This is a genomic window from Lacticaseibacillus thailandensis DSM 22698 = JCM 13996 (assembly GCF_001312865.1).
In the GTDB taxonomy this organism is placed as follows: domain Bacteria; phylum Bacillota; class Bacilli; order Lactobacillales; family Lactobacillaceae; genus Lacticaseibacillus; species Lacticaseibacillus thailandensis.
In genome coordinates this window covers 529,777-556,479 of sequence record NZ_BBER01000001.1, presented here as the reverse complement: position 1 = coordinate 556,479, position 26,703 = coordinate 529,777, and the positions used below count along the sequence as shown (strand labels likewise).

General features: G+C 54.5%; 13 protein-coding genes and 11 pseudogenes. 23 read left to right on the top strand and 1 reads right to left on the bottom strand.

Annotation, left to right across the window (positions count from 1 at the left end; translation table 11 throughout):
- Positions 1 to 7 precede the first annotated feature (7 nt).
- The 4 genes and pseudogenes from nusA to JCM13996_RS12770 all read left to right on the top strand — a co-directional run.
- Entirely contained in the window at positions 8 to 1,228 is a 1,221-nt protein-coding gene (nusA, locus tag JCM13996_RS02705; RefSeq protein WP_054749486.1) for a transcription termination factor NusA, read from the top strand.
- 11 nt (positions 1,229 to 1,239) lie between these two features.
- On the top strand, positions 1,240 to 1,539 hold the full coding sequence (rnpM, locus tag JCM13996_RS02700) for an RNase P modulator RnpM (RefSeq protein ID WP_054749485.1): 300 nt from the start codon (positions 1,240 to 1,242) through the stop codon (positions 1,537 to 1,539).
- Positions 1,536 to 1,835: a YlxQ-related RNA-binding protein gene (locus JCM13996_RS02695; protein WP_054749484.1), complete on the top strand. Its 300-nt coding sequence runs from the start codon at positions 1,536 to 1,538 to the stop codon at positions 1,833 to 1,835. Before rnpM ends, JCM13996_RS02695 begins: the two co-directional genes overlap by 4 nt.
- A 19-nt stretch (positions 1,836 to 1,854) precedes the next feature.
- A pseudogene (locus JCM13996_RS12770) lies at positions 1,855 to 1,935 on the top strand (translation initiation factor IF-2 N-terminal domain-containing protein); the annotation flags it as partial.
- A 287-nt stretch (positions 1,936 to 2,222) separates the two neighbouring features.
- On the opposite strand, the gene JCM13996_RS12765 reads toward JCM13996_RS12770, so the two are convergent.
- Positions 2,223 to 2,438, bottom strand: coding sequence for a hypothetical protein (locus JCM13996_RS12765; protein WP_082383771.1), 216 nt, complete (start codon positions 2,436 to 2,438; stop codon positions 2,223 to 2,225).
- A 12-nt stretch (positions 2,439 to 2,450) separates the two neighbouring features.
- On the opposite strand from JCM13996_RS12765, the pseudogene infB reads away from it, so the two are divergent.
- The 19 genes and pseudogenes from infB (at position 2,451) to pyrR (ending at position 26,476) form a co-directional block, all read left to right on the top strand.
- Positions 2,451 to 4,609, top strand: a pseudogene (gene infB, locus JCM13996_RS02690) (translation initiation factor IF-2).
- 42 nt (positions 4,610 to 4,651) lie between these two features.
- On the top strand, positions 4,652 to 5,035 hold the full coding sequence (gene rbfA, locus JCM13996_RS02685; protein WP_054749483.1) for a 30S ribosome-binding factor RbfA: 384 nt from the start codon (positions 4,652 to 4,654) through the stop codon (positions 5,033 to 5,035).
- A 321-nt stretch (positions 5,036 to 5,356) separates the two neighbouring features.
- A pseudogene (locus JCM13996_RS02680) lies at positions 5,357 to 6,393 on the top strand (ABC transporter ATP-binding protein).
- Complete coding sequence (locus tag JCM13996_RS02675) at positions 6,380 to 7,342, top strand: ATP-binding cassette domain-containing protein (protein ID WP_156321826.1); 963 nt, start codon at positions 6,380 to 6,382, stop codon at positions 7,340 to 7,342. The pseudogene JCM13996_RS02680 and the gene JCM13996_RS02675 overlap by 14 nt, the downstream one beginning before the upstream one ends.
- A pseudogene (gene opp4B, locus JCM13996_RS02670) lies at positions 7,342 to 8,299 on the top strand (oligopeptide ABC transporter permease). Before JCM13996_RS02675 ends, opp4B begins: the two are co-directional and overlap by 1 nt.
- A 98-nt stretch (positions 8,300 to 8,397) precedes the next feature.
- Positions 8,398 to 9,246, top strand: a complete 849-nt coding sequence (locus JCM13996_RS02665; RefSeq protein WP_225353444.1) for an ABC transporter permease — start codon at positions 8,398 to 8,400, stop codon at positions 9,244 to 9,246.
- Between the two features lie 122 nt (positions 9,247 to 9,368).
- Positions 9,369 to 11,140 (top strand): annotated as a pseudogene (locus JCM13996_RS02660) (oligopeptide ABC transporter substrate-binding protein).
- A gap of 250 nt (positions 11,141 to 11,390) precedes the next feature.
- Positions 11,391 to 13,127, top strand: a complete 1,737-nt coding sequence (locus JCM13996_RS02655) for an oligopeptide ABC transporter substrate-binding protein (RefSeq protein WP_162205165.1) — start codon at positions 11,391 to 11,393, stop codon at positions 13,125 to 13,127.
- A 103-nt stretch (positions 13,128 to 13,230) separates the two neighbouring features.
- Positions 13,231 to 13,969: pseudogene (locus tag JCM13996_RS02650) on the top strand (TerC family protein).
- Positions 13,970 to 13,984: 15 nt separating this feature from the next.
- Positions 13,985 to 14,923 (top strand): annotated as a pseudogene (gene truB, locus JCM13996_RS02645) (tRNA pseudouridine(55) synthase TruB).
- Positions 14,924 to 14,933: 10 nt separating this feature from the next.
- A pseudogene (gene ribF / locus JCM13996_RS02640) lies at positions 14,934 to 15,883 on the top strand (riboflavin biosynthesis protein RibF).
- A 155-nt stretch (positions 15,884 to 16,038) separates the two neighbouring features.
- On the top strand, positions 16,039 to 17,088 hold the full coding sequence (gene hrcA / locus JCM13996_RS02635) for a heat-inducible transcriptional repressor HrcA (protein ID WP_054749479.1): 1,050 nt from the start codon (positions 16,039 to 16,041) through the stop codon (positions 17,086 to 17,088).
- 25 nt (positions 17,089 to 17,113) lie between these two features.
- A complete protein-coding gene (gene grpE, locus JCM13996_RS02630; protein ID WP_054749478.1) occupies positions 17,114 to 17,677 on the top strand; it encodes a nucleotide exchange factor GrpE in 564 nt (187 codons plus the stop codon).
- A 32-nt stretch (positions 17,678 to 17,709) separates the two neighbouring features.
- A pseudogene (gene dnaK / locus JCM13996_RS02625) lies at positions 17,710 to 19,580 on the top strand (molecular chaperone DnaK).
- Between the two features lie 126 nt (positions 19,581 to 19,706).
- Positions 19,707 to 20,849, top strand: coding sequence for a molecular chaperone DnaJ (dnaJ, locus tag JCM13996_RS02620; protein WP_054749477.1), 1,143 nt, complete (start codon positions 19,707 to 19,709; stop codon positions 20,847 to 20,849).
- Positions 20,850 to 21,106: 257 nt separating this feature from the next.
- A pseudogene (gene alsS / locus JCM13996_RS02615) lies at positions 21,107 to 22,790 on the top strand (acetolactate synthase AlsS).
- 40 nt (positions 22,791 to 22,830) lie between these two features.
- The gene (gene budA, locus JCM13996_RS02610) at positions 22,831 to 23,550 is read left to right on the top strand and encodes an acetolactate decarboxylase (RefSeq protein ID WP_054749476.1); all 720 of its coding nucleotides are present in this window, start codon (positions 22,831 to 22,833) and stop codon (positions 23,548 to 23,550) included.
- Between the two features lie 309 nt (positions 23,551 to 23,859).
- Positions 23,860 to 25,696 (top strand): annotated as a pseudogene (gene lepA, locus JCM13996_RS02605) (translation elongation factor 4).
- A 243-nt stretch (positions 25,697 to 25,939) separates the two neighbouring features.
- The gene (gene pyrR, locus JCM13996_RS02600) at positions 25,940 to 26,476 is read left to right on the top strand and encodes a bifunctional pyr operon transcriptional regulator/uracil phosphoribosyltransferase PyrR (RefSeq protein ID WP_054749475.1); all 537 of its coding nucleotides are present in this window, start codon (positions 25,940 to 25,942) and stop codon (positions 26,474 to 26,476) included.
- Positions 26,477 to 26,703: the final 227 nt, after the last annotated feature.

The window sequence follows — 26,703 nt, the reverse complement described above, 5'->3', positions numbered from 1 at the left end:
GATTAGCATGTCAAAAGAAATGATTGAAGCGCTCGATGCGCTCGAAACCGAGAAGGGCGTCAAGAAGGAAATCGTCATCGACGCGTTGGAAACGGCTTTGCAGACTGCCTACAAACGGAACTACAACCAAGCCCAAAACGTTGAGGTCGACTTCGACGCCAAAAAGGGTGACATTAAGGTTTACGCCGTGAAGGAAGTTACGGATGAAGTCTTTGATTCCCGGTTGGAAGTCAGCCTGAAGGACGCCACGGCCATCAACAAGGCGTACGAGATTGGTGACCACATCAAGTTTGAGGTGACCCCGAAGAACTTTGGCCGGATCGCCGCCCAGACGGCCAAGCAGGTGATCATGCAGCGAGTACGTGAAGCTGAACGGGCTAACGTGTATGACGAGTACTCCCAGTATGAGAACGAAATCATGCAGGGCACCGTGGAGCGGAAGGACAACAAATTTGTCTACGTTTCGTTAGGCAAAGTGGAGGCCGTCATGCCACGGTCGGACCAGATGCCACGCGAAGAGTACAAGATGCATGAGCACATCAAGGTCTACGTTTCGAAGGTCGAGAACGCAACGAAGGGCCCACAGGTCTTTGTTAGCCGGACGAACCCGGGAATGGTCAAGCGCCTATTTGAAGAAGAAGTACCGGAGATTTATGATGGTACTGTTGAGATTGTGGGCGTGGCGCGTGAAGCCGGCGACCGTTCCAAGGTGGCAGTGCGGAGTAACAACGAAAACGTTGACGCTGTGGGGACCACGGTTGGTCCTCGGGGCGCGCGGGTCCAAGCTGTTGTTAACGAACTGTCTGGTGAAAACATGGACATCGTGCAGTGGGAAGACGACCCGTCGGACTACATTGCTAACGCCTTGAACCCAGCTGAAGTCATTGCCGTGCAGTTTAATGATGAGGACAATGAACGCAGCGCAACGGTCATCGTCCCCGACTACCAGTTGTCGTTGGCAATTGGTAAGAAGGGTCAAAATGCCCGCTTGGCTGCGAAGTTGACCGGTTTTAAGATCGACATCAAGCCTGAATCCGAGGTTGAGTTTGTTGATGATGACGAACTGACCGCCGAGGACCAGGCTGAAGAAGCCGCAGAGGTCGCAACTGACGTCGATACAACGGACGCTAATGAAGATGCGGCTACCGAAGCAGCTACCGATGCAGCGGCTGATCCGGACGATGATGCGGCTACTACCGCGTCAGACCCAACGGACACCAACGAATAGGGGGTGGGCCAATGAAGCCACGGAAAGTGCCTATGCGTAAGGATTTATTGACTGGTACGATGCAACCGAAAAAGTCCATGGTGCGTATTGTGAAGGTTGATGAGCAGACGGTCGCCATTGATCCGACGGGTAAGCAGTCGGGTCGTGGAGCGTACGTTGCGTTGGACCCGGAGGCCGTCAAGGCGGCTAAGGGTAAGCACATCATTGAGGGGGCCTTCAGCATGAAGATTGACCCCTCTTTCTACGATGACTTGTATGCGTACGTTGACCACCAGAAGGCGCGTCAAGAACTATTTGGCAAGCAAGGATGAACCAGGAACGGGTAACCAACATGGTGGGTTTGGCCCAGCGCGCGGGACAGTTAGTGACGGGTACGGAGTTCGTACTCGGTGCAATTGCCGATCACCGCGCACGCTTGGTCATCCTGGCTAGCGATGCGAGTGCCAACCTCACCAAGAAAATAAACGATAAGGGTAGCTATTATGACGTACCGGTGGTGCAACCGCTGACCGTCATGGAGCTCAGCGCCGCCATCGGCCACCAACGCAGTGTTGTTGCGGTGGTTGATGCGGGATTCGCCCAAGCGCTAAGTAAGCTACTGACCTAAAAGATCGGAGCGTGAAGAGATGGGCAAAAAGCGTATTTACGAATTTGCTAAGGAGAACAACGTCACGAGTAAAGAAGTTATTGCAGCTGCAAAGAAGGCCGGTTTGACCGGTATTAAGTCCAGCATGAATTCCATTGACGACAACGACGCCAGCAAGGTGAGCGCAGTCTTGAAGGATGCTAGCACGTCCAGTGCGGCCCCGAAAGCTGCAGCCAAGCCTGTTGCTAGTGCTGTGCCCGCCAAGAGTGCGGCTGCGCCGGCTAGTGCCGCGGCTAAGCCTAGTGCCGAAGCCAAGAAGCCAGGGACAAGCCATGCACAGCACAAGACTGCAGATGGCAAGACTTTGATTAGTCGGAGCGCGATTCGCCGTCCGGGGACGCAAAACAATCATAACGCGACCCGGAACAACCACCAGGCAACCGGAACCAGGGCGGTAACAACCGCGGCCAGGGTAACAACGGTAATCGTGGTCAGAATGATAACCGTAACCGGAACAATGGTGGTAACCGTAATAACAACGGTGGCCGCAACGATAACCGGCGTGGTGGTAACAACCGCAACGACAACCGTCGTAATGACAACCGTCGCGGTAACAACCGTCAACCAGAAGCACCAATGCCACGTGTTTCGCGGGCCGCTGCTGCTGCAGCACGGCTGCGCCAGCACCAGCAGACGGAATTCCGCACGTCGAGTGCACCAATTGGTCGCTTTGAGGAACCAAAGCCACAGCGTTCAGCTGCTGCATCGAGTGCAGCGACTAAGCCAGCCGCAGCAGCTTCCCAGTCCCGGCAGGCACTGTCTGCTGCTAAGCCAGCGGCTAAGTCGGCGGCACCGGCACGTTCAGCGGCCAACCAGCAGCGGACGACTAGTTCTTCGTCCCGGCCAAAGCCGCAGCGTCAGCGTAACTACGGTACTGGTCGCGAGACACCTTACAAGGGCCGGCGTAAGAACAAGAAGCGTCGTCAGCAGCGGAACAACGAACCCCGCAAGCCAGTGCCACAGCGTAAGGAACGTCCATTACCAGAAACTTTGGTTTACACCGAGGGGATGAACGCGCAGGAACTGGGCAAGATCTTGCACCGTGAACCAGCGGAAATTATCAAGAAGTTGTTCATGTTGGGCATTATGGTTAACCAAAACCAGAGCCTCGATAAGGACACCATTGAATTGATTGCTGAAGATTACGGTATCAAGTCCCAAGAAAAGGTTGAAGAAGACATCACCGACCTGGACAAGGTCTTTGAAGCCGAGACCACTTCCACGGAAAACTTGCAGCCACGGCCGCCGGTTATTACCATTATGGGTCACGTTGACCATGGTAAGACGACGCTGTTGGACAAGTTGCGGCACACGCACGTCACCGAAGGCGAAGCGGCGGGATCACCCAGCATATTGGTGCTTACCAAGTTAAGCTGAATGATCGTCTGATCACCTTCCTGGATACTCCCGGGCACGCGGCCTTCACGAACATGCGGGCACGTGGTGCGGACATTACCGATATTGTTGTCTTGGTCGTTGCGGCCAATGACGGGGTCATGCCACAAACAGTTGAAGCCATTAACCACGCCAAAGCCGCGGGTGCGCCAATCATTGTTGCCATTAACAAGATTGATAAGCCAGGTGCTAACCGAACCGGGTCATTGAAGAACTAGCTGAATACGAACTGATCCCAGAATCATGGGGTGGGGATACCATCTTTGTCAACATTTCGGCTAAGTACGGTAAGAACATTGATGAGTTGCTCGAAATGATCTTACTAGAAGCCGACGTGCTGGAATTGAAGGCCAACCCAGACCAGAAGGCCGTTGGTACCGTCATTGAGGCCCGTTTGGACAAGGGTAAGGCCCAATGGCCACCGTCCTGGTTCAGCAAGGTACGTTGCATGTTGGGGACCCGGTCGTTGTGGGTAACACCTATGGTCGTGTCCGGGTGATGACTAACGATCGTGGTCGGCGCGTTAAGGACGCTACGCCAAGTATGCCAGTTGAAATCACTGGTCTGAATGATGTGCCACAGTCTGCGGACAAACTGGTCGTCTTTGACGACGAAAAGACTGCCCGGGCAGCAGGTGAGGAACGTGCTAGTCGCGCCCTGGATAAGGAGCGGCGGGCCGGTTCTCACGTTACCCTGGACAACCTCTTCGAAACGATGAAGGAAGGCAGATGAAGGAAGTTGACGTTATCATCAAGGCCGATGTACAAGGTTCCGTTGAAGCCATTGATGGTTCCCTAAAGAAGATCAACGTGGAAGGTGTGCGTGTGAACATCATTCACGAGTCTGTGGGGGCCATTAACGAAAGTGATGTCACCCTGGCGAGTGCATCGAACGCGATTATTATCGGGTTCAACGTTCGGCCGACTGCTCAGGCCCGTGCCCAAGCAGAACAAGAAGATGTGGACATTCGTCTGCACAGTGTTATTTACAAGGCAATTGACGAAATCGAAGCAGCCATGAAGGGCCAACTGGATCCTGTTTACGAGGAAAAGGTTATTGGTTCCCTGACGGTGCGCGAAACCATCAAGGTCTCCAAGGTCGGCACCGTTGCTGGTTGTTTGGTCGATTCCGGCCGGATCACCCGCGATTCTGGTGTGCGTCTGGTTCGCGATGGCATCGTCATTTACGAAGGCAAGCTGGGCAGTCTGCGTCGCTTCAAGGATGACGTCAAGGAAGTCAAGAGTGGGTTCGAATGTGGGCTGACGATTGAAAACTACAACGACATCAAGGTTGATGACCAGATTGAAGCCTACACGATGGAACAGGTACCGGTAAAGTAAGCCACTACCGATCTGCCTGAGCATCAGCGAGGAGGAATCATCATGAAACATCGTATTGGACGCGTTGAACAACAGATACAGCGTGAAGTTGACGATATTCTGTTGAAGTTGGTAAACGACCCACGTGTTGAAGGCGTGACGATTACTGGGGTCACGTTAACTGGTGACTTGCAGCAGGCCACGATCTACTTTAGTGTGCTGGACGATTCACCGGCCCACGTTGCGGACGTCCTGTCTGGCTTGAACAAAGCCAAAGGGTTGATCCGTCGTGAAGTTGGTCGCCGGATCCGCTTGTTCAAGGTTCCAAGTTTGACCTTCGCGCAGGATACGTCCGTCCAGTATGGGGCGCACATTGACGAATTACTCGCCAAGGCTAACCAAGAGGACGCGGCTACGGACGCGCAGCAGCATGAAGATAAAGATTAAGACGTGCAGACGCAAGTAGTCTCGCGTTATTAAATCATCAGAGCACGGTTGCCGATGCAGGTAACCGTGCTCTTTTTTTGCGCAGTGCATAGCCCTTCCCGGCCATGCGGAGGCTCCGGGCGGATGCGCCGAGGGCGGTGATAACGGCTACAGTGTCAGTTGCACCGGGGCTCCGCCGGCCTGACCGCGGGCCCTTGATAATCACTAAAAATAAGACAGATATGAAGAATTAACCCATTGAAATTTAATTGATTTCACACTATTATTAATAGTTAAAGGGCAACTGTTGCTTTTCGCAATGCTGCCGAAGGGGGCTTATTCATGGACAAACCGGATGACGTACTGCTAGACATCCAGCATTTACATACCGCGTTTCGCAACGGTGACGATTACTTTGACGCCGTGAATGACGTAAGTCTGGAGCTCCATCGTAATGAGGTACTTGCGATTGTGGGCGAGTCTGGCTGCGGTAAGAGTACGCTGGCAACCAGCATCATCGGGTTGCACGACCCGCATAATACGCGGGTCACGGGCACCATTCAGTACAACACTTATAACTTAGTGGGTCTGAACGAGAAACTTTACAACCAGTTTCGGGGCAAAGATATCGGCATGATCTTTCAGGACCCCTTGGCGGCGTTAAACCCATTGATGCGGATTGGGGACCAAATTGCCGAAACGTTGGTTTACCATACCGATATGACTAAGGAACAGCGCCAGCAGCGGGTCTTGGAGTTACTCGACCAGGTGGGAATTCCGGAACCAGCCGAGTGGCGCGGCAGTACCCCCACGAATTATCCGGTGGGATGCGTCAACGGGTAGTGATTGCCATTGCGATTGCCTGCAAACCACCCATCATTATCGCTGACGAACCAACCACGGCGCTAGACGTGACCATTCAGGCCCAAATTTTGGACTTGCTGGCAGATATCCAGAAGGAAAGTCACAGCGGTATTATTCTCATTACTCACGATCTCGGCGTAGTGGCCGAAGTCGCTGACCGGGTGGCCGTCATGTACGCGGGCCAGATCGTGGAGCAGGGCACGGTGGGCGACGTGTTTAACCATCCGTTGCATCCATACACGCGCAGTTTGCTGCGTTCCATGCCCCAGGCGGATTCCGAGGATGATGAGTTGCACGTGATTCAGGGTACGGTGCCGGATCTGAAGCACATGCAGATTGACGGCTGCCGCTTTGCACAACGTATTCCGTGGATTCCGGCCTCAGCCCATGAGGCGCACCCGACGATGCATGAAGTGGCGCCGGGTCACCTCGTCCAGTGCACGTGCTACCAGACCTTCCACTTTGAAGACGAAGCGCCAGTTGCTGCAGGAGGTGATGCCCATGTCACTGATTGAAATCAAAAATTTAAAGGTGCACTACCCAATTCGGTCGGGTTTTTGGAACCGCGTTACCGATCACGTGCTGGCAGTGGACGGCATTAATTTCAACATTGAACCGGGGGAAACGTACGGATTGATTGGTGAGTCTGGTTCCGGTAAGTCGACAACGGGCAAAGCCATTGTTGGGTTGGAGAAGGTGACTAGTGGTCAAATTATTTATCAGGGTCAAGATATTACCAACGCACGGACCCGCCGGCGGCTCCGCTACAACAAAGACGTACAGATGATTTTTCAGGATTCTCTGAGCAGTTTGAATCCCCGGAAGCGGATTGCCGACATCATCGCGGAACCGATTCGCAACTTTGAAAACTTGAGCGCCACCGAGGAACAACACCGTATCAAGGAGTTGCTCGACATCGTGGGTATGCCTCAAGACGCCCTGTACAAGTACCCATTCGAATTTTCCGGTGGGCAACGCCAGCGGATTGGGGTTGCACGGGCCGTGGCGACCAACCCCAAATTAATTGTGGCTGACGAACCGGTGTCAGCACTTGATCTGTCCGTGCAGGCGCAAGTGCTGAACTTCATGAAGCAGATTCAGCAGGAATATAACATTGCCTACTTGTTCATTTCGCATGATTTGGGCGTGGTACGGCACATGTGCAAAAATTTGGCCATCATGCACCGCGGGCGGTTTGTCGAGATCGGTACGCGAGCGGACATTTATCAGCATCCGCAGCATATTTACACTAAACGGTTGCTTTCTGCCATTCCGGAAGTCAATCCGGACGGCCGCGAGGCGGACCGTCGTCACCGGCTGGCGGTTGAAGCCGAGTTTAAGCACGAGGAATCGCGCTACTACGGTCAGGACGGCCGGGTGCTCGACCTGCAGCAGGTATCACCGACCCACTTTGTAGCGTTACCCGACGCCACTTTGGCGGCCATTCGGGGGGGTGCGGACTAATGTGGAAAACAATTCTGAAGCGGGTCCTGGTCATGATCCCGCAAATTTTTCTACTGAGTATCATCATCTTCGTGTTGGCCAAAATGATGCCTGGTGATCCGCTGACCGGTGCCATCACGCCGCAGACGGATCCCACCCAGCTCGCGCACCTGCGTCAAGAGTATGGCTCAACGATCCCTGGTGGATCCAGTACTATCATTGGCTGATCAACCTGTTCCACGGCAATTTGGGTCAAAGCTACACCTACAAGCGGGCTGTCACCGGACTGATTGGCGAGCGGGCGGTCAACACCTTCTGGCTGTCCTTACTGACATTGATTATTGTGTATGCCATCGCTATTCCGCTGGGCGTGATTGCCGGGCGGTACGAGGGTTCCAAGCGGGACAAGGCTATTCAGATCTACTCGTACGTTGGTCTTTCATTGCCATCATTCGTCTTCTTCCTGTTTGGTATTTGGTTGTTTGGCTACGTACTGAACTGGTTCCCGACCACCGGTTCAGTGGCTTTGGGTGCGAGCGGGGTGATCGGCCTGCTGTTCAGTCACCTGCGGCACATGATCTTGCCGGCGCTATTGGCCGGCGTGCTGGGCACATCGAGCATTATTTTGTACCTGCGTTCAGGCGTGATCGACAACACCTCGGAAGATTTTGTGCGCACGGCGCGGTCCAAAGGGGTACCCGAAAAGGTGGTCTTCAACCGGCACATTTTGCGGAACTCCATTCTCCCAATTGCGGCGTTTATGGGGAATTCCATTACGGGGTTGCTGGGTGGCTCCATCTTCGTGGAAACCATCTTTAGCTACCCGGGATGGGTCAGTTGTTCGTCAACTCCATTGCCGGGCGTGACTATTCGGTCATTACCGCGCTCACGCTACTGTTTGGGATCCTCGCGTTACTAGGCAACTTGCTCTCCGATATCATCATGAGCATTGTGGACCCACGCATTCGGATTGAATAGGAGGGGTGTATATGTTTGCACGCAAGAAACAAAATCCGCAAGTGGTGGCGGCAGGAGTCGCACGTGATGATGCCGATGCGTTAGTTTCACCCTCCGCCATGCGCGTATTGGGTCGTGAATTTCTTAAGGATAAACTGGCCATCGTGGCGTTGACCATCGCGGTTGTCATCGTGCTGGGTGCTTTTATCGGTGGCCTAGTTTGGTCAGCAGGCAAAGTGACCACGGTCAACGTTTTGGACCGCTACTTGGCGCCAGGCACGGATGGGCACCTACTGGGGACTGACGCTAGTGGACGCGACATGTTCCGGTACCTGTTTGTCGCCGCGCGCAACTCGATCTTTATTGGGGTGTCCGTGGCCGTACTGAACGAACTGATTGGCATTGTTTTGGGGACGGTCTCCGGCTACTTTGGTGGGCTAATCGATAACGTATTGATGCGAATCGTTGATTTTTGGATGGTATTACCACACTTTTTGATCATTATCATTTTGGCGCAATTAGTGAATAACCTCGATCCGCTCAAGTTGGTCTGGATCTTGACGTTGTTCAGCTGGACGTCAACCACGCGGCTGATTCGGTCGCAGATTCTGACGCAGTCCGAGCGTGAATACGTGATGGCGTCTAAAACCTCGGGCACGCCCAACGTCGTAATTATGTTTCGGGAGGTTTTGCCCAACATTAGCTCGTTTGTGATCACCGACCTCACACTAACGGTCGCGAGTTCGATTGGGATTGAAACCGGGTTGTCCTTCCTGGGCTTTGGCCTGCCAGCCTCGCAACCATCACTGGGGACCTTGATTGGCTATGCCAACGATCCCGTCACCATCATCGATTACTGGTGGGTGTGGTTACCCGCTGCGGTACTGTTATTGACGCTATCCCTCTCCATTAACGCGGTGGGGCAAGCGCTCAAACGGGCGGCCAACGCACGGCAACGGCGTGGGTAGCAAAAAAAATGAAAATTACGTTTGCATTTGATGAAGATGTGTATATAATTAGTTTGTAGTTAGAAATTATTAATTGTTTTTTTATTGTCCGTGGTCTGGTTTTGAGGAAAGGGGATTTGAGGATGAAGAAGCGTTCCAAATATATGGCCGGAGCGATGACCGCTGTTCTGGCGCTCACACTGGCGGCGTGTGGTTCCAAGAGTTCTTCGAGTACCAAGAGTGCATCCAGTGCCGTCAAAACGGCAACGACCAACAGCAAAAAGGCGGTTAAGGGGGGCACGTTGAGCGTTGCCGAGGTGTCCGATTCACCAATTGCCGGGATTTTCGCTCCCGAGTTATCGGATAACGCGTCCGATTCGGACTTTATGCAGTTTGCGACTGAAAGCTTGTTTGGCGTTGGTAAGGATTATAAGTACACCAACAAGGGCGCCGCAACCTTGAAGCTGAACCGGAAGCAAAGACCGCCACCATTAAGATCAAGAAGAACGTCCGTTGGTCCGATGGCAAGCCGGTCGTGGCAAAAGACGTGGAGTACGCCTACGAAATCATTGCCAACAAGGATTCGAAGTCTTCACGTTACACCGACTCGTTGCAAAACATCAAGGGGATGGCGGCTTACCACACTGGCGCCGCGAAGACTATTTCTGGGATTACGGAGCCGGACGGTGATAACGGGAAGACCGTTGTCCTGCACTTCCAGCAAATGAAGCCTGGAATGAAGCAATCAGGCAACGGCTACATTTGGGAAAACGCCGAGCCATACCACTACCTCAAAGACGTACCGTTTGCTGATCTGGCCAAGAGTAGCAAGGTCCGCAAGCACCCCGTCACCTTTGGGCCGTTCAAGTTTAGTAAGGTTGTCAGCGGGCAGTCCGTTGAGTTTACCCGCAACAAGTACTACTACAAGGGCACACCCAAGTTGAGCAAGATCGACATTGAAGTCTTGGCCACGTCCAAGGCCGTGACGGCCATCAAGTCCAAGAAGTACGATATCGTCTTGGGTATGCCTGCCGCTCAGTACAAGAACTACAAGAACGCCAAGGGCTACACCATGTTGGGCCAGAAAGCCCTGGAGTACACTTACCTCGGGTTCAACCTGGGCAAGTACGATGCCAAGACCAGCACCAACGTGATGAACAAGAACGCCAAGATGAGTAACCGGTCATTGCGTCAGGCGATGTTGTACGCTTTGAACCTCAACCAGGTGGCCAAGAAGTTCTACCCTGGTGTCCGGACTCGTGCAACGACACTGATTCCACCCGCATTTAGCAAGTACCACCTGAATGCTACGGGCTATAACCTGAACCTGAAGAAGGCCAAGAGCCTGTTGAACAAGGCGGGTTACAAGCTGGGTAAGGATGGCTACCGGACCGATCCTAACGGCAAGAAGTTGACCATCCACTTTGCCGTCATGCAGGGTGATGACACGACGGATGCTATGTACCAAGACTTCATCCAGCAATGGAAGAAGATCGGTCTGCGCGTTAAGCTCACCACTGGGCGGGCTATTGAGTTCAATGCCTTCTACAACAAGATTGAAAACAACACGTCTGACTATGATGTCTTTGCCGCTGCATGGCAGTTAAGTTCCGAGCCATCCCCCATGGACCTGTACTCCAAGGATGCGCCGTACAACTTTAGTCGGTTTACTTCCAAGAAGAACACGGCGCTGCTCAACAAGATCGACAGTGAGAAGTCCTTTAACACCGCTTACCGGGTTAAGGCCTTCAAGCAGTGGCAGCGGTATATGTTGAAGGAAGCCCCGGTGGCACCACTGATGTACACCATTACGGTCTACCCAACCAGCAACCGCGTGAAGAACTTCGCGATTTCCCCAGCTGACAAGGAATACCTTCAGTGGCAAGACGTTGAGGTTACCAGCAACAGCCGCTAACCTGTGCGTTACCTTTCTCTCAACGATAGTTTCAAGATCATGACGGTCCATCCCCATTTGCGGGGATGGACCGTTTGTGTTGTCCGGGCAGGTTCAGTCACGAGGCTGCTTTGCGCTTCACTTGGGCGTTAGCGCTGTTCAGCGGCAAAATGATGGCTTATACTGTCCCGGGGAGTGCATTAGGTGATTGTAACTGACGTGGGGGATTGAGGAAGGATCAATAACAATGAATAACCGTCTAGGTAGGGCCATGATCACTGTAGGGGTGTTGGCCCTGGGATTGGCCGGGTGTGGCCACCGTGCGCAGACACAGACCAGTGCTGGTGCACATACATATACCACTAATCAAAGTCGGTCAATTAGTGGGGGCACATTGAGTGTGGCTGTTGCTACCGATACGCCGTTTACGGGCGTCTTTGCACCCGAATTAGCGGACGACACTACTGACCTGACCGTCACGCAGTTTGGTACCGAGTCGCTCTTTGGTGTGGGTCGTAACTACCGGTTTAACCGGCAAGGTGCGGCAACCATCAAACTTAACCGGCACCGGCGGACTGCCACGATTACGGTTAAACGTCACGTGCGGTGGGCTGACGGGCAACCCGTCACTGCGCATGACGTTGAGTATGCGTACGAAATTTTAGCGAACCGTGCGACCAAGTCGGCACGTTACACTGACGCCATCCAAAACATTCGTGGTATGGCGGCGTATCATGCAGGCACTGCGCGGACCATTAGTGGAATCACGATGCCACAGGGTACGCAGGGGCGGACCGTGGTACTGCACTTTAAGACCATGAAACCGGGGATGCAAAATAGTGGCAACGGGTACATCTGGGAGTATGCTGAGCCATACCATTACCTCAAAAGTATTCCCTTTGCCAAACTAGCACAGAGTCCCCGCATGCGGAGTCGTTTGCTAACGTTTGGGCCCTTCCGGCTGACCAAAGTTGTGGATGGGCAGGCGGTGCGTTACGCACGGAACCCGTATTACTACAAGGGTACCCCGCATCTGTGGCACATTAACGTCACGACTTTGGCGAACGCCAAGGTGACCACGGCGTTGAAGGCTAAACAATACGACCTGATCTTCAACATGCCCTCTGCGCAATACCCGCATGTTAAACACCTGGCGGGTTATACCACGTTGCGTAAACCGAGCATGAGTTATACGTACCTGGCCTTTAATCTGGGACACTTCGACCAGCAAACCGGACGCAACGTGATGGATACCCACGCGCGGATGAGCGACCGGCGTCTGCGGCAGGCGATGCTGTATGCCCTGAATTTGGACGCGGTGGTGCGTAAGCTTTACCCCGGGTCACGGACGCGGGGCACGACCCTGATTCCGACCGCGTACGGGCGCTACCATTTACGTACTCGTGGTTACACGTTGAATTTAAGTAAGGCGCGGCACCTACTCAACCAGGCCGGTTACCGGATGGGACGGCATGGTTACCGCACCGATCCCCAGGGACACCCGCTGACCATTCACTTGGCGGTGATGCAGGGTGATGCTACGACTGACGCCATGAATACAGACTTCATTCAGCAATGGAAGAAGGTGGGCCTACGCGTGAAGCTCACGACCGGGCGCCCAATCGAAATGAATGCCTTTTATAAGTTGGTGGCGGCCAACCCGAAGAATGTTGATGCGTTCATTGGTTCCTGGTCACTCAGCTCCGAGCCTTCGCCGATGAGTCTGTACGGGCCGGCAGCACCCTATAACTTTAGTCGGTTTGCCACGGCGCGGAATACGCAATTGTTGCAGCAAATCGACAGTGCGCGGGCATTTAATGAGCGTTACCGCATCGCGGCCTTGCACCGCTGGCAGCGGTACATGCTCAATCAGGCCGCAGTCGTCCCGCTGACGTACGGGGTGACGTTGGTACCCACAAGTACGCGGGTGCGCAACTTGGCGCTGACGCCAGATCATACGAACTTTGGTCAGTGGCAGCAAGTAGCCGTGACACGTGCCCGGCGGTAATTGTGGCTGCATACCAAACTGCAGTTACGCGGGTATCATAGCCAGCTCGGGACCGGTAAGTTATAATATGACCTAAGTATAAAAAAAGGGGGCCCGGGGCATGATGCAACTAATACAAAAATTATACGGGCCCTTTTTTTTGCGGCGGGTGACTGGCACGCCGCCATTTTAACGGGTTCCGGCTTACTTACCATCCTGATGCTCGCCGTTATGGAGTGCCTTTTGTCTGTGGATAACGCGGTGGTCCTGGCCGCACAAACGCAGGGCTTACACAACCAAAGCTTGGAAAAGAAGGCCCTCATTTATGGTTTATGGGGTGCTTACCTGTTCCGGTTCATTGCAATTGGCATGGGGACGTACCTCATGCGTTTTTGGGGCATCAAGGCGTTGGGCGCGGCTACTTGCTCTATATGTCGGTGCACTTTTTCTACCAGCAACATCATCCCAGCAGTGAAGCAACTGCAACCAAGCCGCGCAAACGCCGCTCATTTTGGGGCACGGTGCTAACCGTGGAGCTCATGGACATCGTCTTTTCGGTTGATTCAATTTTGACGGCGTTGGCCATCGATAGTAATCCGGTCATCGTGCTCCTGGGCGGGTGCATTGGTATTCTTGCAATGCGCTTTGTCGCCCAGTTGATGATTACGCTGATTGCGCGTATTCCGGAACTCCTGTACATGGCGTACGTGTTGATTGCGGTGATTGCGGTCAAGCTGTTTCTCAGTCTGCCCCAAATCAATATTGAGATCCCGAACGTGCTTTTCAGCATCTTTGTGCTGCTGGCCTTTGTAGTGACCATTTTGTGGCACCAGCGCACCCAGAAACGTAAACACATTCACTAGATAAGGAACAAATTAATGGACGGATTATTACCAATTAACAAACCACGGGGGCTGACTAGCGCTGACGTGGTCTACCAAGTGCGTAAGATTTTGCACATCAAAAAAAATTGGCCATAGCGGCACACTGGATCCCAACGTGGACGGCGTACTGCCCCTGGCTATTGGTACGGCGACGAAGGCCATCACGCAGTTGCAAAGCGGTGGTAAGGTCTACACCGGTGCCGTCACGCTGGGGTTTGCCACCACCACTGAGGACCTGGACGGGGAGGTCGTCGAGCGGACGCCCTTAACCGCGCCCCTTGCCGATGCGGCCATTGACGCGGCCATGCAGACTTTTGTCGGCGACATCATCCAGGTGGCGCCGCTTTATTCCGCAGTGCGCGTCAACGGCCGGCGGTTGTATGAATACGCGCGGGCGGGGGAACCAGTCACACGGCCTGAACGCCACGCCCACGTCAGTGAATTTGTGCGCACCGGCCCGACGAGCTTCGACGCTACGGCGGGTACACAGTCGTTTACTTTTCGGGCGACCGTCAGCAAGGGTACCTACATTCGCACCCTGTCGGTGGACTTAGGTCGCAAGTTGGGCCTCGCTGCGTCATGAGCCAGTTAACCCGGCAACAGAGTGGCGGGTTCACGCTAGCGGATTGTGTGACGCTTGACGAGTTACAGACCGCCGCGGCTGCAGGTACCGTTAACCAATTGATTGATGGCGTTGATTGGGCTTACGCTCAGTTGCCGGCCGTTGACCTCACGCCTGCTCAATGGGAAATCGTTGGTCACGGGCACTCGTTTTTAGCGGATGGTTTAACTGCCCCGCGCGTGCGCGTGTACTGGCAGGACGTTATGAAGGGCGTTTACCGGCTTGTCGATGGCGCCTACAAACCTGAGACGATGTATCTGGGTAATGTGGTGCCGCGGACAGCGGGCCGGCAACGCCCACGACAGAAATAGGGGAATTAGTTTGCAAAGAATTGATATTACTAAACCATTAACGGATGCCGAACGCCCAAGCGGACCCATCGTTTTGACGCTAGGCTTTTTTTGATGGTGTTCACCGCGGGCACCAGACCGTGATCAAACGTGCCCGGGCCTTGGCGGACACGCGCCACGTGCCGTTAGCGTTGATGACGTTCGATGTGCACCCGTCCATCGTCTATGGTGGTGCCGACGCGTCTACGTTCAAGTACCTGTCCACGTTGGCGCGCAAAGAGGAGTTGGCGGACCAACTGGGCGTCGACATTTTTTTACGTGGCGCACTTTACACCGTCGTTCGCCCGGTTAGCGCCCCAAGAATTTGTGGATCAGTACCTGGTCGGATTGAAGGCAGTGGTTGTGGTGGCCGGGTTTGACTATACATATGGTCCCCATGACGTTGCCAACATGGCACTATTGCCGCAATACGCTGCGGGCCGGTTTGAGGTGGTCACGGTGCCCGAGCAGACGTTGGCGGGTGCCAAGATCAGTTCCACCCGTATTCGCACGGCGTTGACCGCCGGTGACGTTGACTTGGCGGCAACCCTGCTGGGGTACGACTACCAGACTTCGGGCACCGTTGTTCATGGTGAAGCCCGTGGTCGCGAGTTGGGCTTCCCCACGCTCAACATCGAAACACCCGTGCACGAGTGGCTTCCCGGTGTTGGGGTATACGTTAACCGCGTTTACGTTCAGGGACGGTGGTATGACGGGATGGCGTCCGTAGGCTACAACGTTACCTTTGGTGCTGGCCGGGCCCTGACGGTGGAGATCAACCTCTTTGATTTTGACGCCCAGGTATACGGTGAGACCGTCAAAGTGGCCTGGTGTCACCGGTTGCGTGGTGAGGTGAAGTTTGTCGACGCTGACGGGCTGATCAAGCAATTGCAACAAGATGAGGTGCATAGCCGTGCGTTCTTGGCGGATCACCCATGGTAATTAACGCGCAGCAGGACGCGCGGACGGGGCATAAGTCCGACTTAGGCTGAATTTTCGGCATTTTAGCAACCGCACGTTGACATTGCTAATCACTGGTTGTATATTATTGGTGTTAGCACTTAGAAAGTATGAGTGCTAATTCCGGAGGTGAGGACATGTTAACAGAACGGGAGCTGATGGTGCTCAAAGATATCATCAAGCTGTACACGGAGACGGGCCAGCCCGTGGGGAGTAAAACCCTCATGACGTCGTTACCCATCCATGTGAGTTCAGCAACCATCCGTAACGACATGGCCGCGCTGGAGGACGCTGGGTTGATCCGTAAGACCCATAGTAGTTCTGGTCGGGTACCAAGTTCGGCTGGTTATCGGTATTACCTTGATAACATGCTGACCCCGGCCCGGGTGCCAGAACGGGAGATGCAGACGATCCGTCAGTCCTTCGGGAACGACTTTGGCCGTATCGACGAGATTATTGAGCAGTCGGCGCGGATCCTGTCCAACTTAACCAGCTACACTGCCATTACCCTGGGACCCGAGGTGGCTAACCTGACCCTTGAAGGCTTCAGGCTAGTGCCGCTCGGCAACCATCAGGTCATGGCCATCATTGTGGCTAGTGATGGGAGCGTGCAGAACCAGGTATTCACGTTGCCGCGGGAGTTGGCATCCGAGCAGGTGGAGAAGGCCATCCGCATTATCAACGACCAGCTAGTAGGCGAAAGCCTGACCACCGTGGCGCAAAAGTTGCGGACCGATGTTCCCGCTATGTTGATGCAGCAACTGCAGACGCCGCAGGGCTTCCTGGATGCTTTTGGCGATGTCCTGCGGAAGGCAGTCAGCGAGCGGTTTTACGTTGGCGGCCGGTTGAACCTGATGGACTACTTTGGCTCCGACAATTTGAACGAGCTCAAGCAGATCTACCGGTTAATTGACCGACAGGACGAGCTCAACGAGTTACTGGACACCCACACCGATGACGATGCGGCCCAGCGACCAATCTCGGTCCGGCTGGGTTCGGAGTTATCCGACCAATCCCTGCGTAATCTCAGCTTGATTACGGCGCGGTACTCGGTGAACGATCACGGTCAGGGGATGATTGCCATCCTGGGGCCAAAGTCGATGCCGTACTCGAAGATGATCGGTTTACTGGAAGCGTTCAGAACGGAATTAGCCTCACGCTTAACTAACTACTATGACCACCATTGAGGTGGGTCTGGAAAGGAGCACCACAATGTCCAAAAAGGAAGGGCAACAGCCCGAATCAGGTGCTGACGTCGCCAAAGAAAATTTGGAGCGGTCGGCAGAAGACTTGGAGCACTTGATTGCTGCTGACAGTCCCGACGCCGAGGCCACGAAGCAATTACAGGCCGAGCGGGACGAGCTCGAGGATAATTACCTGCGAGCAGCAGCAGAAATCAAGAACATGAACGCCCGGTTCAAGAAGGAGCGTGAACAACTGGCCCGTTACGACGGTCAGAAGGTCATTACGGCGATTTTGCCGTCGCTGGATAACCTGGAACGGGCCCTGGCAACTGAGGTGACCGATCCGGCCGCCGAACAGTTGAAGCAGGGGGTTTCGATGGTGGCTAGTCACCTTCAGCAAGCCCTCAAGGAAGCCGGGGTCACCGAAATCCAGGCGGAAGGGTCAAAGTTTGACCCTAACGTGCATCAAGCTGTGCAGACCATTACGGCGGATGACCAGCATCCGGCCGACACGGTGGCGCAGGTTCTGCAAAAGGGTTACCAGTTGCATGACCGGGTTTTGCGTCCAGCCATGGTAGTTGTTGCTAAATAAAATAGTTAATTAAATTTAAGGAGTAAATCAATATGGCAAAGATTATTGGTATTGACTTAGGTACTACTAACAGTGCCGTCGCCGTCCTTGAAGGTGGCGAACCCAAGATTATCACCAACCCAGAAGGTAACCGGACGACCCCGTCCGTGGTTGCGTTTAAGGATGGCGAGATCCAGGTTGGTGAAGTGGCTAAGCGTCAGGCAATCACTAACCCCGACACCATTATTTCAATTAAGCGGCACATGGGTGAAGCAGGTTACAAGGTCAAGGTCGGCGATAAGGAATACACGCCGCAAGAAATCTCGGCCATGATTTTACAGTACATCAAGAAGTTTGCTGAGGACTACCTCGGTGAAGACGTGACACAAGCGGTCATCACCGTACCGGCCTACTTCAACGACAGCCAGCGTCAGGCCACTAAGGATGCCGGCAAGATTGCGGGTTTGGACGTTAAGCGGATCGTTAACGAACCAACTGCTTCCGCTTTGGCATACGGCCTGGACAAGTCTGACGACGACGAGAAGGTTTTGGTTTACGACCTTGGTGGTGGGACGTTTGATGTTTCCATCCTGCAGTTAGGTGACGGTGTCTTCGAAGTATTGTCCACGAACGGTGATACCCACCTCGGTGGTGATGACTTTGATAACAAGATCATCGACTGGTTGGTTGAAGGCTTCAAGGCTGACAACGGCGTGGACTTGTCCAAGGACAAGATGGCAATGCAGCGGTTGAAGGATGCAGCCGAAAAGGCCAAGAAGGATCTGTCTGGTGTTTCTCAGACCCAGATTTCCCTGCCATTCATTTCAGCTGGTGCTAACGGTCCACTGCACTTGGAGAAGACGTTGACCCGGGCTCAGTTCGACGAAATGACGGCTGACCTGGTTGAAAAGACGCGGATTCCAGTGCAGAACGCCTTGAAGGATGCCGGCTTGTCCAACGGTGACATCGATAAGGTTATCCTGAACGGTGGTTCGACCCGGATCCCGGCCGTTCAGGAAGCCGTTAAGAACTGGACGGGTAAGGAACCTGACCACTCCATCAACCCAGATGAAGCCGTGGCCTTAGGTGCCGCTATCCAGGGTGGTGTCATTTCCGGTGACGTGAAGGACGTTGTGCTGTTGGACGTTACGCCACTGTCCTTGGGGATTGAAACCATGGGTGGTGTCTTCACCAAGTTGATCGACCGTAACACCACGATTCCAACCAGCAAGTCGCAAGTCTTCAGTACGGCGGCGGACAACCAGTCAGCCGTTGATATCCACGTGCTCCAGGGTGAACGCCCAATGGCCGCGGACAACAAGACTTTGGGGCGGTTCCAGCTGTCGGACATTCCGGCGGCACCACGTGGTGTGCCACAAATCGAAGTTAAGTTCGACATTGATAAGAACGGGATCGTGCAGGTATCCGCCAAGGATATGGCACTGGCAAGTCCCAGAACATCACCATCAAGAGTTCGTCAGGTCTGTCTGATGAAGAAATCGACCGCATGGTGAAGGAAGCTGAAGCCAACGCGGACGCCGACAAGAAGCGTAAGGAAGAGGTTGACCTGAAGAACGAAGTCGACCAACTCCTGTTCCAGACCGACAAGACCCTGAAGGACGTTAAGGGCAAGGTTGACGATGCCGACATCAAGAAGGCTGAGGATGCTCGCGATGAGCTGAAGAAGGCCCAGGAGAAGAACGACATTGACGCCATGAAGGAAAAGAAGGACGCGCTGAACAAGATCGTCCAGGACATGACGGTCAAGTTGTACCAGCAGGCCCAGGCCGCGCAGTCCGGCGCAGCTGGTGCTGGTAGCGCCGCTGGCAGCGATGCCGGTAGCAGCGCCAACAGTGCTGATGGCAAGGATGACGATACCATTAACGGCGAATATACCGATACTGATGACGGCGACAAGAAGTAATTAACGTGGCAAAACGGGCCAAGGCCGCTCATGGCGGGCCTTGGTCTTTTGCTATGGTTGTACCTGTGTTAAATTAGATGGGTATGTATTACTAGAATTTGGAAACCCGATTTTGGGGAGGCAAAGATGGCTGATAAAGATTACTACGAGATTTTAGGTGTTAGCCGGGACGCCAGTGAAGATGAAATTCGTAAGGCGTACCGGAAGATGTCTAAGAAGTACCACCCAGATATCAACCACGAACCGGGCGCTGAAGAAAAGTTTAAGCAGATCAACGAAGCTTACTCCGTCTTGTCTGACAAGCAGAAGAAGGCCGCGTACGACCAGTATGGTAGCGCCGACGGTCCCCAGGGCTTTGGCGGTGGTGCTGGCGGTCAGACCTACAGTGGGTTTGATGGCGGCGGCTTTGGTGGTTTTGATGACATTTTCAGTTCGTTCTTCGGTGGTGGCGCCCAGGGTGCGGCCACTCAGGCGCGTCAACGTCGCGGGGCTGACCTGCAGTACCGGATGGACTTGAAGTTTGAAGAGGCTGTCTTTGGTAAGTCAGAAAACATTAGTTACAACCGTCAGGGGCGGTGCCACGTCTGCAACGGTACTGGGGCTAAGAACGGTGCCCAGCCGCAAACGTGTAGCAAGTGTCACGGTGCAGGCTTTATCACGGTCACTCGGCAAACGATGCTGGGGACCATGCAGTCCCGTGAGACCTGTGATGTCTGTGGCGGTACTGGTAAGGAAATCAAGGACAAGTGCACGAATTGCCGCGGCACTGGTGTGGAGCAGGAGCGTCACAGTATTGACGTGAAGGTACCAGCTGGGGTCGATGATGGTCAGCAAATGCGTCTGGATGGCGCTGGTGATGCCGGCCAGAACGGCGCGGCATTTGGTGACCTGTACGTGGTCTTCCGTGTCCAGCCTAGCAAGAAGTACGTGCGTGACGGCGCCGATATCCTGATGAATCTGGATATCTCCTTTGCTCAGGCGGCCTTGGGTGACGAGGTCAAAGCCGACACTGTGCACGGACCCGTGCAGTTGAAGGTGCCAGCGGGCACCCAGACCGAGACGAAGATTCGCCTCCGTGGCAAGGGTGCCCCACGCCTGAATGGTGGTGGCACTGGTGACGAAATCGTGACGGTTAAGATCCGGACGCCGAAGAAACTGAATCAGAAGCAACGGGATGCCTTGATGGCGTACGCTGCCGCGAGTGGCGACAAGGTGAAGCCACACGAGAGTAATTTGTTTGATAAGTTCCGGGATGCGTTTAACAAGTAGTACGATTCAAGGTGTGTGCAGCGGGAAGTTGCACGCACCTTTTTTGATCCCGCCCGACACGGCAAAAAGCGAGCTTTTGGAAGAGGCAGCCGGCGGACACCACGAACATAAACAATTGCTCAGACTCGTCATCAGACCCGGCTAAAATTTGTCTGTGTCTTTTTTTGACGAAATGGGTAGCGTTCTCAGCTTAATCAGTGTAGTATTAATAGCGAGTTACTTACAAAAGATAAGCAAAGAGATTGTGAGGTCTATCCATGACAGAAGAAAAGCAGCCCCGTTACGGCGCGGATATGATTGTTGATAGCTTGGTGAACCATGACGTCAAGTACGTTTTTGGTATCCCTGGCGCGAAGATTGACCGGGTGTTTGAGCGGTTAGAGCACCCCGTAAACCCCCAAGCACCTAAATTAATCGTTGCGCGCCATGAGCAGAACGCCGCCTTTATGGCCGCCGCCATTGGGCGCATCACCGGCAAGCCCGGCGTGGTGCTGACCACTTCCGGCCCCGGCGCGTCCAACCTGGCGACGGGTTTGGTTACCGCCACGGCCGAAGGAGACCCCGTGTTAGCTATTTCGGGTCAGGTGCAGCGGGGCGACCTACAACGCTTGACACACCAAAGTATGCGCAACGCGCCCGTCTTTGAGCCCATCACCAAGTACTCCGTGGAGGTTCAAGACCCTGAAAACACTAGTGAGACGATTGCGAATGCTTACCGCGCGGCGGCATCCGGCAAGCAGGGAGCCAGCTTTGTGTCGGTGCCCCAGGATGTCACTGACAGTCCGGTGAAGACGGCACCAATCAAACGCTTGGCGGCGCCTAAGTTGGGGCCCGCCTCGCTGAGTGAGATGACGACGCTTGCTCGCGCCATCAAGGAGGCTGAATTGCCGGTGCTGTTGGTGGGCATGCGTGCCTCATCAGCTGACGTGACACGGGCCATTCGCGACCTGCTGGCCGTGAGCGAATTGCCAGTGGTTGAGACGTTCCAAGCGCCGGAATCATTAGTCACGAACAAATCGACAATTTCTTTGGTCGGGTGGGTTTGTTCCGCAACCAACCTGGTGACGAGCTGTTGCAGCAAAGTGACCTGGTCGTCACGATTGGTTACGACCCAATTGAGTATGAACCCCGTAACTGGAATGCCGCCGCGGACGCGCGTATCGTAAACATTGACTCGTTGCCGTCCGAAATCGATACCCACTTCCAGCCCGAAACGGAGCTGATCGGCGACATTGCGCAGACGCTAGACTTGCTGATACCGTTGATGCGTGGCTACCACGTAGTGCCGGGCGCCAAGCGATTCCTCGACTATGAACAACAGCGCATCCAGCAGCGCGATGAACCACCGGCACAGGCACCGGATGCGACGCTCGTGCACCCATTGAGCATCATTCGGGCCTTGCAGGAGCGGGTGGACGACGATATGACCGTGACGGTCGATGTCGGGACTCACTATATTTGGATGGCGCGGCACTTCCGGAGTTATCAGCCGCGGCACCTGCTCTTCAGTAACGGGATGCAGACGCTGGGTGTGGCCTTGCGTGGGGCATTGCGGCGAGCCTGCTACGACCGGACCACAAGGTCGTTTCGGTGTCGGGTGATGGTGGTTTCCTGTTTTCCGGTCAGGAGCTGGAGACAGCGGTCCGGTTGCACTCCAACCTGGTACACATCATCTGGAATGACGGCCATTACGACATGGTCAAATTCCAGGAAGAAATGAAGTACGGGCAAGCTGCCGGCGTCAACTTTGGGCCGGTGGACTTTGTAAAGTATGCCGAAAGCTTTGGTGCCAAGGGCCTCCGGGTGGAACGGCCAGCTGACCTCGGGTGCGTGCTGGATGAAGCCTTTGCCAGTGATGGGCCTGTAGTCGTGGATATTCCAGTTGATTATAGCGACAGTGAAGAACTGGGGCAAAGCATTCTGAAGGATCAGCTATACTAAGACTGATACGTTGAACTTTACCCAAAGGGAGTGTGTAATTTTGACTCATGATACCCAGACGCTTTACCAACACGGCACGCTGGCCCTCCTGGTCCCCGGCTTATTGGCGGGCACTCAAACGGTGGGGGAGCTGATGCACCACGGCGACACGGGCATTGGCACGTTGACCGGCCTCAATGGTGAACTCATCATGCGGGCCGGGCACGTGTACCAAGTGAATGCGGATGGCGCCGTCCGTGAGGTGGACGCTGACGAACGGGTGCCGTTTGCTAACGTTCACTTTCAGGATGACCACCAGGTGGCCACACTCACGGGTCTGGACTACGCGGCGCTGTGCGACCAGATCGCAGCCGCCGTGGGGACACAAAATATCTTTTACGCTGTGCGGCTAGTCGGCACCTTTGCCCACGTGCAAACACGCGCGGTACGCGGCCGTACGACCCCGCCTTTTGCCACGTTGGCTGCCACGGCCGCGACCCAGTCAATCTTTAATGCTGAACACGTGGAGGGGACGCTGTCCGGTTACTACTCACCGGCATTGTATGGTGGCGCTACGTCACCCGGGTTTCACCTGCACTTTTTGAGCGCGGACCGGCAGTTTGGTGGTCACGTGCTGGATGCCCAGGTGGGTAACGCCACCCTGTTTATCCAGGAGTTCAGCGACTTTCAGTTGCACTTGCCGACCACCGATGCCAGTTTCCGGCAGGAACAATTCGATACGGCGCAAGTTTTGCGGGATATTAACCAGGCGGAACACTAAAATGATGTTAACGCGCGGTGCCACCTCTCAGTGGGTTGGCACCGCGCGTTTTGGTTGTTAGCGTTGCGCTTGAGCAAGGTTCTAGTACCTTAAAACCAAGGACAAGGTTGCTTAACTGACACCATTTTCATCCGCCGGCGAGAGTTATTACCCAACGGTGGTGGGTGCATTTGGTGGCATGCTGGGTGAGGTACCCCGGCAACACCATTAAACGTAGTAGGGGGCTCCGTGCTGGGCCCCCACGCTACCACATAACTTTGTTATAATGGTCTACAGTGATGCACTAGAACAGAAAGCGGGAACGAATATATGAATATCGACGAAATGCGCGAGCGGCAAAAGCACATCCGCAACTTTTCCATCATTGCCCACATTGATCACGGCAAGAGCACGCTGGCGGACCGCATTCTGGAAATGACCGATACGGTTTCGGAACGGGATATGCAGGCGCAGGTGCTGGATGACATGCCGTTGGAGCGTGAACGCGGGATTACCATCAAGCTGAACGCCGTGGAGCTGACCTACCACGCCAAGAATGGTGAGGACTTCATTTTCCACCTGATCGACACACCGGGGCACGTGGACTTCACGTATGAAGTCAGCCGGAGCCTAGCGGCCTGTGAGGGGGCACTCCTGCTGGTGGATGCCTCGCAGGGTGTGCAGGCCCAAACGTTGGCTAACACTTACTTAGCGTTGGACGATGATTTGGAAATCGTGCCTATTATCAACAAGGTCGACCTGCCGAGTGCACAACCGGACATGGTACGTCAAGAACTTGAGGACATGATCGGCCTGGACGGTGACGACGCGCTGTTGGCCAGCGCTAAGACCGGTTTAGGTGTGGAGAACATTCTGGAACACATCGTGACGGACATCCCAGCGCCGAGCGGGGACGTCGCCGCACCGTTGAAGGCTTTGATTTTTGACTCGGTCTATGATGCATACCGGGGTGTGGTACTGAACGTCCGGGTACACGACGGGTCGGTTAAAGTCGGGGACCATATTCAGTTAATGAGTAATGGCAAAACTTTCGAAGTAACCGAAGTCGGTGTCATGTCGCCTAAAGCGGTGAAGCGTGACGCCCTGATGGCGGGGGATGTTGGGTACATTACCGCGGCCATCAAGACCATTCAGGACACGCGGTGGGTGACACCGTGACCTCAGCGGATAACCCGGCGGCGGAGCCGTTGAAGGCTACCGCCAGATTCAGCCGATGGTTTATTCCGGGGTGTTCCCGGTTGATAACGCCAAGTTTGGTGATTTACGGGATGCCTTGGAGAAGTTGCAGTTGAACGACGCGTCGCTGGAATTTGAACCCGAAAACAGTCAGGCCCTCGGCTTTGGTTTCCGGGTGGGCTTCCTAGGGCTTCTGCACATGGACGTGGTGCAAGAACGACTGGAGCGGGAGTTTAACCTCGACCTCATCATGACGGCACCGTCCGTGGACTACCACATCGTCAAAACGGATGGTAGTGAGGAAACGATCGACAACCCGGCGGCAATGCCCGATGCCAGCGAGATCAAAGAAATTCAGGAACCATACGTGAAGGCTGAGATCATGGTACCAAATGACTACGTCGGACCCGTGATGGAGCTATGTCAGCGTAAGCGGGGCGAATTTGTCACGATGGACTACCTGGATAAGTACCGCGTGAACATTATTTACCACATGCCGTTGTCAGAAATCATCTACGATTTTTTTTGACGACCTCAAGAGTAGTACCAAGGGCTACGCCAGCCTGGACTACGACGTGATTGGCTACCGGGCGAGCGACCTGGTCAAGATGGATATCCTGTTGAACGGCGACCCAGTTGACGCGCTGAGCACGATTGTCCACCGTGACTTTGCTTACGAACGCGGCCGCGGCGTGGTGTCACAGCTCAAGGAAACCATTCCGCGGCAACTGTTTGACGTACCCATTCAGGCCGCATTGGTACCAAAGTCATTGCGCGGTCGACGGTGAAGGCGTACCGCAAGGACGTGACGGCGCGGATCCACACGGGGGATCCCGACCGGCGGGCCAAGTTGTTGGAAAAGCAGAAGCGGGGTAAGAAGCGTATGAAGGCCGTTGGTTCCGTGGATGTGCCCCAGGAAGCGTTCATGTCACTGTTGAAGGTGAAGGACGAGAATACGCGCGGGAAATAAGCTCTCTGGTCGGCAGTGGTGGCAGCGAGATGCAAACGTGGTCGCCAAATTTCATCCCCAGTATGAGCTTGCAATTCCCGGTTAAAACCGCTATCCTGTAACCAATCAGAACAGGTCCTTTAAAATCAGTCCCGCGAGGCTGAAAAGGAGTCGGCGCTGGCAGTCTTTGGTCAGGCGCAGAATGCCTATCACCCTCGCGGTGGTGGGCATTTTTTTTGACCGGGTGAACTAAAGGAGGCAGACATGGCAAAGCAGCTAGTCGATGCGCTGGGGATGCAGCGGGTCTTGACGCGGATGACTTACGAAATTATCGAGAAGAACAAGGGGTTGCAGGACACCGTGCTTGTGGGCATTAAGACGCGGGGCATTTATTTAGCCCAACGGATTGCGGCACGAATCAAGCAACTAGAGGGTGAGGACGTTCCCGTAGGCACCCTGGACATTACGTTGTACCGCGATGACCATCACGCAATTGGCCACCGCGAGCAGGCTACGGTGCATGGTGCTGACTTGCCGGTTGATATCGATGATAAAACCGTCGTCCTGATTGACGATGTGTTGTTTACTGGGCGGACGGCTCGGGCCGCGATGGATGCTCTGGTTGCCCACGGGCGGCCGCAACGCATCATGCTGGCGGTACTGGTTGACCGTGGGCACCGGGAGTTACCGATTCGCGCTGACATCGTGGGCAAGAACGTACCCACCTCAACCAAGGAACAAATTGCCGTGGCGGTCACAGAGGTGGACGACCACGACGGCATTACAATTGAACAAATATAGTTGATCCAGACAATTTAATTGACTCCAGAGAGAGCCAGAATTGTGGTGGTGGCCGTTGGTACGGCCTGACTGCATGGGCGCACTCTGGAAGGAGTGGGCTCTTTTTTTTGTGGCGGGCGTGGCAATCCGTTTAGGAAGCGATAGCGCCCGGTGTACTGGTTGAAAGGCTGCGTTTGGGCCTTTAGTTAGAAAACATTATATGGCCACTTTCTGCGGGGTGCAGCTCA